Here is a 12,109-nt window from a genome sequence, read left to right as displayed (position 1 = left end):
GGGGTCATGATCCACGAAAGGTTCTCGAGTCCGCTGGTATCTGGCCGGTGACGTTCACTCGGGAACCGGGGCCGAAGAACTGGCATGCCTGGGCGCGGCGTGGGGCCGGGGCAGTGTGGGCGAGGTGCCCATCCAGGGGGTCTGGTTGAGGCCGAGCGGGCGCAGGCCGCCTCAGCGGCCGGAGAAGGCCCAGGTGAGCGGCTTGGTTCGAGGACCGTTTCGACACTGGAGGGTCGAAAAGGTGCGCTGTGCAGGTGCAGTCGATGAGTTTGGGCGGCTCCACGGTCTACCAGCGCTTCGCCCAGTGGAGCAGGGACCGGGTCTGGGCCCGGCTCCACCGGGTCATCCTCGACGAGCTGGGTGCTCGTGGTGAGCTGGACTGGTCGCGGTGCGTCATCGACTCGGTCAGCGTCCGGGCCGCAAAAGGGGGCCCTGACCGGACCGAACCTGACCGACCGTGGCAAGAACGGATCAAAGATCCACCTGATCACCGACCGGAACGGACTGCCACTTTCACTGGGCATCTCTGGCGCCAACATGCACGATAGCCTCGGGCTTCAACCGCTCGTCCGGGGGATATCGCCCATACGCTCCCGGTGCGGCCCGCGCCGCCGGTGCCCGGCCAAGCTCCACGCCGACCCGTATACGACGGCGCTGCTCGTCGACTACGGGACCGCAACCCGGGCCATCGCCGGCACTGTCCAGGGCACCTCACGGCTCGTCTGCTACGGGGAGGGCGTCCCCGGCGACACCGACTGCGCGTACCGGACGAAGCACCGCCCGGCACGCGGATGACCGTAAGAACCGGGCTCAGCAGCGTGACGCTCCCGGTGGCGCCCCCGGCCGGAAGCTGAGGAGCCGGCCCCGGGCCCCGCCCCGGACTCCCGTACCGGCGCGGGCCCGGCGGCCGCTGTATGTCCGCTGTACGGGCCGGTCTATGGCGCGTGCGTACCGTCTGCCGAAAGGAAGAGGGGAACTCATGATGCCGTCTTTGAGCAAGGTCGCCGACCGGGTGCTCGAGCGTTTCGTGCCGAAGGCGTCCGCGTCCGCGGACACCAGCTGGTGGGAGTACTGCTACTGCACCGCCGACTGGCGCAAGATCTACCGCCTGTGTCACGTGGTGGGCGGACGGACCTCGTGCGGAAAGTGCGAGAACGTCCGCTACATCGGCTGTTGACAGAACACGAGTGCGGGGCGGGCGGCGCTGGCACGCGTCCGGGCCGTCCGCTCCCGTGCCCCATATACGAGGACTTCGCGCATGACCTATGTCGCTTTCGCATGCCGGATTCTCTTGTTCGGTGTCTTTCTGCTGGCGCTCGCCGGAAAGGTGCGCAGCAGGACCGCCTTCGCCTCGTTCGCCCGGTCGATCACTGACCTGCGGCTCTTTCCCCGGAAGGTGTCGAGGGCGGCGGCCGCCGCGGTGATCGCCGGAGAAGTCGCGGTACTTCTGCTGCTCGTGCCCCCGCGAACGGCGTCCCTGGGGCTGGCGGCCGCGGTGCTCCTGCTGCTCGCCTTCACCGCGGGCATCGTGGTGGCACTGCGCGGCGGACGCCGCGCCCCGTGCCGTTGCTTCGGAGCATCGGCCACTCCGCTGGGACCACTGCACGTGGTCCGCAACCTGATCCTGGCCGGAACGGGCGCGGCCGGCTTCGCGGTGATGACCGCGCTGCCCGCCGCCGGATGGCCGGCTCACGCCGGCGGCGGCGCGGTCGCGGCGGTCGCGGCGGTCGTCGCGGCCCTGCTGGTCGCCCGGCTCGACGACCTGGCCGCCCTCTTCCGCACCGGCTGGCCGGCCCCAGTCGCCGCCCGTCCACGCGCCGTCCACAAGTGAGGTCCCCTTCATGCCTTTTCTGATTGCCGCCGTCGTCCTGGTCGGTGTGCTGTGCCTGTTCGACCTGCTCCTCACCTTCGCGGTGCTGCGTCGGCTGCGCGAGCACACCGCGGAACTCGAACGGCTGGCGGGTCGGCCCGGCTTCTCCTCGTACGACCCGGGCATGCTGGTGGGCCACCGGCTTCCGGAAGCCGCCCGGGCATCCGGCGCCACTCTCGTGGCCTTCTTCGACGCGCAGTGCGACACCTGCCACGACCACGCGCCGAAGTTCGCCGTCCGGGCCCGCCGGTACGGGGCGCTGGCGGTGGTGTCGGGCGACGGGGCGCGCGCCGACGAGCTGGTCGCCGCGGTGGGTCCGGACGCGGCGGTGATCCGGGGTGAGGACGCCCACGCCGTGGCCGACGACATGGGCATCCAGGCCTTCCCCACCTTCGTCCTGGTCGACGGGGAGGGCTCCGTGGTGCAGGCGTCCACCGAGCTGGCCGAGCTGCCCGAGCCGGCCCCGGCGGCGTGAGCGTGGAGAGCGGACCGCAGGCCGGGCCCACCGGGCGGGCGGTCACGGCGGGGCCGAGGCGGACCGTGTGGCACCTCGGGGTCGCCTGGTCGATGTGCTGGCGGGCGGGACCGTGGCAGGCGCTGGCGTACTCGCTCGTCACCATCGTCCTCGGCCTGCTGCCCACCGCCACGGCATGGCTGACGAAACTCGTCGTGGACGACCTGGCCGGCGGACGACCGGAACACGTGCTGGAGTTGGCGGCGGGCCTGGCCGCCGTGGGCCTCGCGGCCGGTGTGCTGCCGCACCTGAGCGGTTACCTGCAGAACGAACTGGGCCGCCGGCTGGACCGCTTGATGCAGGACCGCCTGTACGGCGCCGTCAACCGGCTGCAGGGGCTGTCCCGCTTCGAGAACCCCGGGTTCCGTAACGACCTCAACATGGCCATGCAGGCGTCCGGGGGCGGGCTCGGCCCCGTCACCACGGGCCTGTTCGACACCGCGCGCAACGTCATCACGCTCGTGAGCCTGCTCGGGACGCTGGCGCTGCTGAGCCCGTCGATGGCCGCACTCGTCACGGTGGCCGCCGTCCCCGCGCTCCTCGCGCGGCTCTCCCTGTCCCGGCGCAGGGTCGGCATGCTCGCGGGAGTCTCCCCCGCGGTCCGCCGCCAGGTCTTCTACTCGCTGCTTCTCACCGACGTCCGCAGCGCGATGGAGACCCGGCTGTTCGGCCTCGGCGACTTCCTCAAGGGGCGCATGCTCACGGAGCTCGCGATCCGGCAGGAGGGCGAACAGCGGCTCGACCGCCAGGAGGCGCGGACGCAGTCCCTCCTCGCGCTGCTGTCCACGGTGGTCGCGGGACTGGGACTCGTGTGGGCGGTGCGGGCCGCCACGACCGGGGCCCTGAGCGTGGGCGACGTGACGGCGTTCGTCGCCGCCGTGGCCGGTACCCAGGCCGCCCTGACCGGTCTGGTGGACAACGTCGCGATGGCGCACGAGGCGCTGCTCATCTTCGGGTACCACGACAAGGTGATGTCGCTCCCCGACGACCTGCCGTCGGCGGACCCTTCGGGGCGACTGCCGGCCCTGCGCCGGGGCATCGAACTGCGCGGCGTCTGGTTCCGGTACGCCGAGGACCATCCGTGGATTCTCCGGGGCGTCGACCTGACCGTCCCGCACGGAACCGCGGTCGCCCTCGTCGGGCTGAACGGCGCGGGGAAAAGCACCCTGATCAAGCTGCTCTGCCGTTTCTACGATCCGACCCAAGGGGCGATCTACTGGGACGGAGTGGACATCCGCGACGTGCCGCCGGCCGAACTGCGCCGTCGTATGGGCGTGTTGTTCCAGGACTACATGTGTTACGACCTGACGGCGGCGGAGAACATCGGCGTCGGGGAACTCCAGGCGCTCGACGACCGCCCGCGACTGCGCGAGGCCGCCCGGCTCGCCGATGCCGACGGCACCGTGGAGCGGCTGCCCCGTGGCTACGACACCATGCTCAGCCGCATATTCGCCGACCAGGCCGAGGACGACCCGCAGTCCGGGGTCGTGCTCTCCGGCGGCCAGTGGCAGCGGCTGGCGCTCGCCCGCACCCTGCTGCGCGACGACCGGGACCTGCTGATCCTGGACGAGCCCAGTGCCGGCCTGGACGCCCAGGCGGAGGCGGAGATCCACGCCCGGCTGCGCGAACACCGGGCGGGGCGCACCAGCCTGCTCGTCTCCCACCGGCTCGGCGCGGTCCGCGAGGCGGACGCGATCGTCGTGCTGGAGGGCGGCCGGATCGTGGAAAGGGGAACGCACGAGCAGCTCATGGCCGGGGAGGGCGAGTACGCGCGTCTGTTCGCCATCCAGGCCGAGGGCTATCGCGCCCCGGACGCACCCGAGGCCGTGGACGCCCCGGACGCACCGCAGGCCCCGGACGCACCGGCTCGTCCGGACGTGGCGGACCGGCCCGGGGCACCGGCGGCGGAGCCGTCGCACGCGGTCATATCGCCGATCGGCTGAACACCGGCTCCCTGTAGCGGACCTGGTCGCGGGCGGCGAGCTCTCGCGCGTACAGGCCCGCGAGATCAGGCATCCGGAACCCCTCGCGCGCCACCGGAGTGAGCAGCCCGACGGTCACCAGGCAGTCCAGGGCCCGCTCGGTGGCCGGCAGGGCGGCGCCGATGGCCTCGGCGGCGCGCGTCGCGCTGAAGGACGCCCCGAGGGTGCACAGCCGGCGGAACGCCCGTGCGGCGGCGCGGTGTTCGGGGTCGTGGGCCGACAGCTCCCGGTAGCTCCTGGCGTACGACGAGCGCATCGTCAGGTCGGCGACCCGTAATTCGTCGAGCGTGCGCGCCGGGTCGCGCAGCCGGGCGGCGAATCCGGCGAGGCTCCCCTGCGGGCGGCCGGCGCAGCGGGCCCCCGCGATGCTGAGCGCGAGGGGGTTTCCGTGGCAGAGCCGTGCGATCTCCCGCGCCGCCCGGGGCTCCGCGGTGACGCGCGCGTCGCCGGCCAGCAGGGACAGCAGGCGGACGGAGTCCGTTTCGTCCAGGGGGTCCACCGGCACATGCACCGCGTCCAGCGCGGGCAGGACGCTCCGGCTCGTGACCAGCACCGCGCACCCCGGGCCTGCGGGCAGCAGCGGAAGGACCTGGCCGCGGTGGAAGGCGTTGTCGACGACCACGAGGACGCGCCGGCCCGCGACCATGGACTGGTAGTAGGCCGAGACCTCGGAGAGGGCGGTCGGCACGTCCGCCCTGGGCATGCCGAGCGAGCGGAGGAAGTGGCGCAGCACGGTGACCGGGGTCAGGGGGCCGGCGCCGGCCCGCGGGCTGTCGAGATCGACGTAGAGCTGGCCGTCGGGGTAGTCCGCGGCGGCCCGGTGGGCGACGTGCAGGGCCAGCGCCGACTTCCCGCGTCCGGCCGGCCCGTGCAGCACCACGACCGGCGCCCCGGCGGTCGTCCCGTCCCGGGTGCGCAGGGCGTCCCGCACCAGGGACGTCTCGTGCGCCCGTCCGGCGAACGGCCCGGGAGCCCGGGGGAGCTGGCGCGGCACCGTACCGGTGGCCGGGTGCGCGGGCCGCGCCGTCGTCAGGGCGGTGACCTCCGGGACGGACGTCGGATCCGGTTCCCGGCGCAGCACGGCCTGTTGGGTGCGGCACAGCTCCGGCCCCGGGTCCAGGCCGAGTTCGTTGCGCAGCGTTTCGCGGGCGTCGGTGAAGGCGGCGAGCGCGCCGGCCGTGTCGCCGCTGTGGTGCAGGGCGAGCATCAGGCGGCTGCGCAGCCGTTCGCGCAGGGGATGCCGGCGCACGGCCCGGCGCAGGGTGTCGACCACGGCCGCCCCGGTACCGCGCGCGAGTTCCACGTCCGCCTGTGCCTCGATCGCGCTCAGGTACCGCTCGGTGAGGTCCGCCGCGATGCCCTCCAGGGCGGGTCCTTTGACGACGTTCTCCAGTGGCGCCCCGTGCCAGAGTGCCAGGGCGCCGCCCAGTGCGCGGGTGGCCCCCGCCAGGTCGTGCCCGGCCGCCGCCTGCCGTGCCCGCTCGACGAGGGCCTCGAAGCGGGCGATGTCGGTCTCGCCGTCGTCCGTCCGGAGCGCGTAGCCGGAGCGGGACGTGATCAGCCGTGGGTGCGTGCCGTCCGCGGCGGGCGGCAGGAGCCGGCGCAACTGCATCACGTACGTGCGCAGATTGGGCACCGCCGACCGGGGCGGGGTGCCGCCCCAGAGTTCTTCCACGAGGGCGGGCACGGAGACGACGCCGCCCCGGTGGGCGACCAGCATCGCGAGAATGGTGCGCTGTTTGTCAGCGGCTATACGGACGGTCTGGCCACCGTCCACGATTTCCAGCGGGCCGAGGGCCCGGAACTCGACGGTCATGCTTGTGGCTGTCCCCCGGTATGTGATTCTTACAAAGCACTGCCGCCCAGTCGGCGGACCGCCACGCCCATGATCCGGTCGGCCTCGAAAAATCCCCGATGACGGGAATCAATACTGTCCGGATTGTCGCCGAGCACCACCAGCCGCCCGTCCGGGACCTCGGTGAGGTCTCCGCCTCCCGGTATTCCTTCCGGAATACGGTCCCCGGGAAGCGCGGCGGCCCGCTTGATGTTCCATGCGCGGTCGCTCAGCGGTTCGTAGTCGCCCGTCCTTCGCGGGGGCTGCAGTACGACGATGTCCCCGGCCCGCACCTGGTCGACGGTGCGGCGTTCCACCACCACCCGGTCGCCGGGCGAAAGCGTCGGCGCCATGCTGGTGCCTTCTACGGTGACCACGGTGTATCGGCCGCGTATGCGGAGCGCGGCAAGGACGGCGCCGGCGAGGCCGACAAGGAACCCAACGGCAATCAACAGAACAGGCACAGACACCCCCCGTGGGTTCCGCCGGTCGGTGTGATCGTGCCCGCCCGCCGTATTGCCTGTCAATGTATTTCTTCTTGCCCCCGCGGGAAACCCGGGGGTGCGTCGCGCCCTGTTCGCCCCCTTTGCAATTCGCGTGGAAGTTGGGTGTCTATGGGTGTATCGGGCGGTTCGCTGGACACGGTTTGCGGACCGGCCTCTTCCGCTCGCTGTATCCGAACTGTACGAAGCGCCGTATCTGCCGTTGCTACGGTCGAATCTGCTTCTTTCCGGCAGTGCGTACTCGAAAGGAAACGGCAGTGATGGGATTCATGGGGACGATGGGCGACAAGATTCTGGGCAGGCTCGTGCCCAAGGCCGTGGCCCAGGCGGACACCACCTTCCAGAAGATCTGCTATTGCAGCCAGCGCAACAGCTTCTACTACCGGCAGACCTGCCATGTGGTCGGTGGCTACACCTCCTGCGGCACCTGCTACCTCAGCTCGCCCTGCCGGCCGTCGGCCTGACGGTGACATGGTGATCGGGCCGCGGACGCGCCGTCCGCGGCCCGATCGGCGCGCTGTTCGTCCGGAGGCCGCTCAGCCGTCGCCCCGCACCCGCTGCCGAGGGACGGCGGCGGCGTCCTTCAGGACCCTGAGAGAAGCTTCCCGCTCCTGAAGGACGGTCTGCCAGAGGATGCCCTGCTGCCCCTTGGGCGACCGCTCTGACAGCGGAGGACGTGGCGTATCTAGGCCGCTGGGCCTTCGGCGCTTCGCTTGCGGGTGAGCAGGTCGGCAACCCGCGCGATCATCTCGCTCTCTGCGCCGTCGCGGGTGGTCGTCGGGTGGTACGCGAGCACGAAGCGGCGCTGCTGGTCACGAGTGGAGAACGCGGCGTTCTTGTAGCCGTACGTCTCGCCGGTCTTGCCCCAGAGGGTGATGCCGTTGACGGTGGCCTGCTGCAGGCCGGTGCTGTAGCGGGCCGGGGAGCCGTCCAGCATGCGCACGTCGTTCGGGGGCAGGGTGAACATCAGCTGGAGCAGCTTGGGTGGGAGCAACTCGCCGGAGAACAGCGCGGCGAGCATCCGGTCGAGGTCGCCGGTCGTGGAGATCATGTCGCCCTCGCCGCGGCTGGAGGACTGATCGTAGACAGTGATGTCCCGCAGGCTGCCGTCGGTCATCGCCAGATAGCCGTGCACGTGTCGGCCATGGATGCGCGGGTCGTCGCCGGGTACGACGGTGCGCGCCAGGCTCAGCGGACGCAGTACGCGGGCCGTGACGGCCTCCCCATACGGGCGGCTGGTTACCTTTTCGATGATCAGCGCGGCCAGTGCGTAGTTGATGCCGCGGTACTCCTGCCGGGTGCCCGGGGTGAACTTCAGCGGTCCGTGTGTCGCCGTCGCCACCCACTGCTGTGGCGTCCAGTGGTCGAAGCGGTGGCGGACCACCTCCTCCGGGGTTTCCGGGTCCGGTATGCCGACGTGGTCGGGCAGTCCGCTAGTGTGGTTCAGCAGGTTTGCCACGGTGACAGCCGCGAACCGGGCTGGCAGCAGCCCTGGCAGGACGCGCCGCACGGGCGCGTCCAGGTCGACCTGGCCCTCCGCTACCAGCTGCAGCACCACCGTGGCGACGAAGACCTTGGTGATGCTGCCGATGCGCACCTTGTCATGTGCCGTCAGTGGACAGTGCGTCCGGATGTCGGCCACGCCCGAGGTGCCGCGCCAGTGGCCGGCCGTGCCGCCGACGCACAGCTGGGCCGCGGTCGACGGCGGGTGCTCCAGGTCGTCGATCGCCGCCTGCAGGGCGGTGGGGTCCAGCGGCGGGAGCGGCGCGGTTAAGGCGAGGGCGCGGTGGGCGGGCAGCACTGTGGTGGCGGCCAGCGCGGCCGTCCCCGACAGCGGCGGGCAGGTCCCGTGGTCATCGGGGTTCACCCCGCAGTGATCCCCGATCACACCCTGACCCGCCCCGCACACTGATGCCCTGGTCGGCCGCCCACACCCGGGCCGAAGCCGCCCGCCCGGAGAGACGCCCGCGCCGCCCGTCCCGCGCAGCCCGGCGTTCGCCGCGACCTGCCCGCTCGCCCCAGACGAAGCGGCGGATCAGACATCAACCCTCATGCCGCCCTCTCAGGTCACCACCTGGAGGACCAGTACAGGGCGTTCTTGGTAACCCGGAGCGGTGCGGAACCACGTTCCAGGTAACCCCATGATGCGCCGCCATTATTGGTGTAGTTCAGGGGAAAGACCCCCGTTGCCTGGGTTCGCAGCTCGCTGTGGCCGAGGCTGGAGCCTATCTCGGAGTAGAGCACCAGGTGTTGTGCTCCGATGTCGGTCGGCATTGCGAAGGCAGGCGGGACCGACCAGTCTGCGCGCGAACTGACGAGAGTCCAGTCGGTGCCTCCATCGGCCTGAGGGAGGTCGGCGCCGAGCCAGTTCCGGAAACCGCTGAAGGGATTCATCTCAATGCACTGGAGTGTGAAGCAGGCTGGCCGGTGCACGCCGCGGTGGGGCGTCCCCAGCGTGACGACGTCTTCCACCAGCAGCTTCTTGGGCCAGCCCGGTTCGCCCTTCTGGTAGCCGGCGATGGCGGCGCGGGCGATAAGCCCGCCCATGGAGTGGCCGACGATGTCGACTGGGATTCCCTTGGACGAGTACATGTCGTATATCTTCTTCGCCAGCTCACGCCCCAGAACCTTCAAGGATGTCTCGGCAGTGGCAGTGCCGTTGTCGATCCGCACGTCGCACTTCGAGTCATCTGTGGCATAGAAGCCGACGCGGTGCAGTCTCTTGGTCTTCCATCCCTCGCTTTTCAGTAGCCTGACGGCCGCGTTCCACTTGGAGCCACACTTGTCGCCGGGGGTGTAGCCCTTGATCAGGAAGACTGGCCGCTTGTTGCTGTCGGCCCTCGCGGGCGCCGCTTCGACCCCGACGGCATCTGCGCGTGCGGGCGAAGGGATGGCCGAGGCGGTTGTTGTAGCCATGAGCGTGAGTACGAGACCTGCGACAACCGCCGTCAGGGATGAGCGTAAGTTCACGTGAACTCCCTCGGTTCGTGAGCTGAGAAGGACTGTTTCTGATCCAGACTTCTGACCGGCCCGATGGGTCATTACGAGTTGACGTTCGGCTACATCGAACGCCGCGCTCTCGACAACCCGGTGACCGAGCTGCTCAGTACTTGTTTTCGATCCGGTGGAATGTCGGCCAGGATGGCTGGGCGGCTGAGCGGCCGTCGACGTGATTTGACCTAGCCCGAATAACGACATCCTGGACATGCTCCGTGCCATGCCGGTACGCATCCACTTCACCACCGAGGACATGGCCCGCACCCGTTTCGCGGAGGCACCCCGTCCTCTTCTTGAGCTGAACATCGCCCTGCGGCAACTGCAGGAACGCAGCCATCCGACCCGGTTCGGGCAATGGAGGCGGGAATCGTTGCGGCGCCTGTCCCCAAAGGTGCAGCAGCTGTTCGATCTGATCCCGTCAACAGGCTGGTCGGTGGGCTTCCTCGGACTCCCGGCGGCTGAGGACATCGAAGAGGTGCTGGATCAGATCCGGGCTCTGTCTGCTGCCCGGGTCCGGCAGGAAATGGAGGTCTGGGCTGGCCGCGACCATCAGCGTCCGGTACCGGCCTGGACGCAGTCGCTCGGCAGTGACAAAGCGCTGCTGCTGGAGTTGACCGATGTCGCTGCCCACGTGCACCAGCACGTCATCGCTCCCTACCAGCAGCGCATCGATGCCCTCAGCGCTGCGGACCAAGCGCTGCGTAGACGTCAGGCCGCCCACGGCGGACTCCATACCCTGCTGTCCGGACTCAACCCCCGCCACATCAAGTGGAAGCCGCCTGTTCTGGAACTCACCATGGCCAGCGGTGCGGACGACGACATTCATCTCTCCGGCCGCGGCCTGCTGCTGATTCCGTCGTTCTTCGGGGTCGCATCCCCTGTACTGGGCGTGAGCGCCGAACCCCAGCCGTATCTGACCTACCCCATCCGCCGTGACGACACAGATCTCGCTCTGCCGCCTGCGGAGACCGCACGGGTCCTCAGCACCGTCCCCGACTCCCTGACCATGCTCCTCGGCCACACCCGGGCCATCGTGCTGTGGACCATCGCCCATCATCCCGGCTGCACCACCACCGAACTCGCCCGTCATGCCGGCATCTCCCCGGCCAGCGCCAGCCAGCACGCGACTGTTCTACGCACCGCCGGGCTGACCACCACCGTTCGCCACCACAACACTGCCCTCCACACCACGACCCCGCTGGGCACCAGCCTCCTCAGCACCACTGCTTGAGAACTGCGCTGCACCTGCGCGTTCCGGGGTTCAGAAACAGGTACTACCCCCACCCGGCCGTCGCCGCCGCCACCGAGCGGCTGCTGGGCACGTGTGGGGACCTGGAGAACACCAAGCGCCTGGAGGCGGCCTTGGGGAGCACCATGATGGCGGCGAGACACCCTGGAGACGGCACCGTGACGCGGTTGTGCCGCGCCACGGTGCCGTGATCGGACATACTCGTGCTCACCGCTCCTGTGGTGTGGCGGCTGACAGCGGGCCGGCGGTCATGAACGCCTGTGCGTACGCGCTGGTTCCGGTCTGGCTCGGGTGGTAACTCTCACGGCTGAGGCAGGTGTCTCCCGTGAACCACCAGCAGAGCTGCGTGTTCTTGTCGCCGTGGTGGAAGTCGCCGTCGCCGTTCGGCCCTGCCACGACCCCGTTGATTCCTTCCGGCGAATCACAGATGCGCTTGCCCTCGAACGCCGACTGCGGGGACGGTTACCGGACGTTGGACGCGCTCATGGAGAGCGCCAGCTCGCGCTGCTTACTCTCGAAGTACTCGGCCACGTCGTTCAGAATGACACGCTGGGATGCGCTCACCAAGGTCGAGCACGCCTGAGTGCGGCTGAAAAGCAAAGGGTAGCCCATCAGCGAGATCGTCGCGTTCGGCGCATGGGCATGAATCTGTTCCAGCACCGTCCGAGTCTCGGCTACAGCGTTGTCGATGTCCGCCTTCATCGAGGCCTCCGACGGGCACCCCTCCATGACACACTTCTGGATCTTGTTGTCGAAGCGCGCGTCATTTCCACCGATAGTCAGCATGACCAAAGTGGTGTCCGCACTGAGGGTCCTGAGTCGATCTGGGTCTTCTCGTGGAAGTTTCCGTCGATCCCCCAGCCGTTGGGGGGATCTCCCTCGGTCATCTGGCCCGTCTTGGCTCCGGAGCATGCGGTGAACTGGAAGCCCAGCGCCGGGTCGAAGCTGTCCTCCATGGCCTCACTTTCGCGGAGGAGTTGCGTCCCGGTCTTGCTGAGGACCCAGTTCACGCCCCACAGAGCTCCCACTATCCCAGCGCCGATGGCCACCGTGCCGGCCAAGATCTCCAGCGGGCTGGTGTTCTTGCGGGTGAAGACGTGATCGCCCAGCGAACGCTCGGCCGCCAGGCGGGTGACGCGTGCCGACGGGGCGTAACCCTT

The 12,109-nt window shown here is 69.8% G+C and carries 14 protein-coding genes and 1 pseudogene; 8 read left to right on the top strand and 7 right to left on the bottom strand.

From position 1 onward, the window contains the following. Window positions 1-293: 293 nt before the first annotated feature. The 5 genes and pseudogenes from IE212_RS33910 to IE212_RS33890 form a co-directional block, all read left to right on the top strand. Window positions 294-639, top strand: a pseudogene (locus IE212_RS33910) (transposase); the annotation flags it as partial. Between the two features lie 340 nt (window positions 640-979). Further along, on the top strand, window positions 980-1,177 hold the full coding sequence (locus tag IE212_RS33905; protein WP_031104392.1) for a hypothetical protein: 198 nt from the start codon (window positions 980-982) through the stop codon (window positions 1,175-1,177). 81 nt (window positions 1,178-1,258) lie between these two features. Then, on the top strand, window positions 1,259-1,831 hold the full coding sequence (locus IE212_RS33900; RefSeq protein ID WP_190201835.1) for a MauE/DoxX family redox-associated membrane protein: 573 nt from the start codon (window positions 1,259-1,261) through the stop codon (window positions 1,829-1,831). 10 nt (window positions 1,832-1,841) lie between these two features. Then, on the top strand, window positions 1,842-2,345 hold the full coding sequence (locus IE212_RS33895; RefSeq protein WP_031104389.1) for a TlpA family protein disulfide reductase: 504 nt from the start codon (window positions 1,842-1,844) through the stop codon (window positions 2,343-2,345). Beyond that, a complete protein-coding gene (locus IE212_RS33890) occupies window positions 2,342-4,327 on the top strand; it encodes an ABC transporter ATP-binding protein (protein ID WP_229864707.1) in 1,986 nt (661 codons plus the stop codon). Before IE212_RS33895 ends, IE212_RS33890 begins: the two co-directional genes overlap by 4 nt. On the opposite strand, the gene IE212_RS33885 is transcribed toward IE212_RS33890, so the two are convergent. Beyond that, window positions 4,308-6,182, bottom strand: coding sequence for an AfsR/SARP family transcriptional regulator (locus IE212_RS33885; RefSeq protein WP_190201834.1), 1,875 nt, complete (start codon window positions 6,180-6,182; stop codon window positions 4,308-4,310). The two genes, IE212_RS33890 and IE212_RS33885, sit on opposite strands and share 20 nt — an antisense overlap. A 29-nt stretch (window positions 6,183-6,211) precedes the next feature. Further along, a complete protein-coding gene (locus IE212_RS33880) occupies window positions 6,212-6,664 on the bottom strand; it encodes a S26 family signal peptidase (RefSeq protein ID WP_229864706.1) in 453 nt (150 codons plus the stop codon). Window positions 6,665-6,963: 299 nt separating this feature from the next. Here IE212_RS33880 and IE212_RS33875 point away from each other — a divergent pair, with 299 nt between their 5' ends. Then, complete coding sequence (locus tag IE212_RS33875; RefSeq protein ID WP_031104385.1) at window positions 6,964-7,167, top strand: hypothetical protein; 204 nt, start codon at window positions 6,964-6,966, stop codon at window positions 7,165-7,167. Window positions 7,168-7,388: 221 nt separating this feature from the next. On the opposite strand, the gene IE212_RS33870 is transcribed toward IE212_RS33875, so the two are convergent. Continuing rightward, entirely contained in the window at window positions 7,389-8,570 is a 1,182-nt protein-coding gene (locus IE212_RS33870; protein WP_373301478.1) for a serine hydrolase domain-containing protein, read from the bottom strand. Between the two features lie 200 nt (window positions 8,571-8,770). Continuing rightward, a complete protein-coding gene (locus IE212_RS33865; protein WP_190201832.1) occupies window positions 8,771-9,619 on the bottom strand; it encodes an esterase/lipase family protein in 849 nt (282 codons plus the stop codon). 301 nt (window positions 9,620-9,920) lie between these two features. Between IE212_RS33865 and IE212_RS33860 the strand changes: the two genes are divergently transcribed. After that, complete coding sequence (locus IE212_RS33860) at window positions 9,921-10,931, top strand: winged helix-turn-helix domain-containing protein (RefSeq protein ID WP_190201831.1); 1,011 nt, start codon at window positions 9,921-9,923, stop codon at window positions 10,929-10,931. Further along, window positions 10,928-11,140, top strand: a complete 213-nt coding sequence (locus IE212_RS33855; RefSeq protein WP_190201830.1) for a hypothetical protein — start codon at window positions 10,928-10,930, stop codon at window positions 11,138-11,140. The genes IE212_RS33860 and IE212_RS33855 overlap by 4 nt, the downstream gene beginning before the upstream one ends. Window positions 11,141-11,156: 16 nt before the next feature. On the opposite strand, the gene IE212_RS35280 is transcribed toward IE212_RS33855, so the two are convergent. The 3 genes from IE212_RS35280 to IE212_RS35270 all read right to left on the bottom strand — a co-directional run. Continuing rightward, entirely contained in the window at window positions 11,157-11,345 is a 189-nt protein-coding gene (locus IE212_RS35280) for a hypothetical protein (protein WP_229864705.1), read from the bottom strand. 66 nt (window positions 11,346-11,411) lie between these two features. Beyond that, window positions 11,412-11,735 carry an SGNH/GDSL hydrolase family protein gene (locus tag IE212_RS35275; protein WP_229864704.1) on the bottom strand — a complete coding sequence of 108 codons (324 nt, stop codon included), beginning with the start codon at window positions 11,733-11,735 and terminating at the stop codon, window positions 11,412-11,414. Further along, the coding region (locus tag IE212_RS35270) for a hypothetical protein (RefSeq protein WP_229864703.1) at window positions 11,729-12,109 on the bottom strand (381 nt) is incomplete at its 5' end. The genes IE212_RS35275 and IE212_RS35270, both read right to left, overlap by 7 nt.

Source organism: Streptomyces djakartensis, from assembly GCF_014651075.1.
Lineage (GTDB): Bacteria > Actinomycetota > Actinomycetes > Streptomycetales > Streptomycetaceae > Streptomyces > Streptomyces djakartensis.
This window is presented reverse-complemented; position numbering and strand designations above follow the sequence as displayed.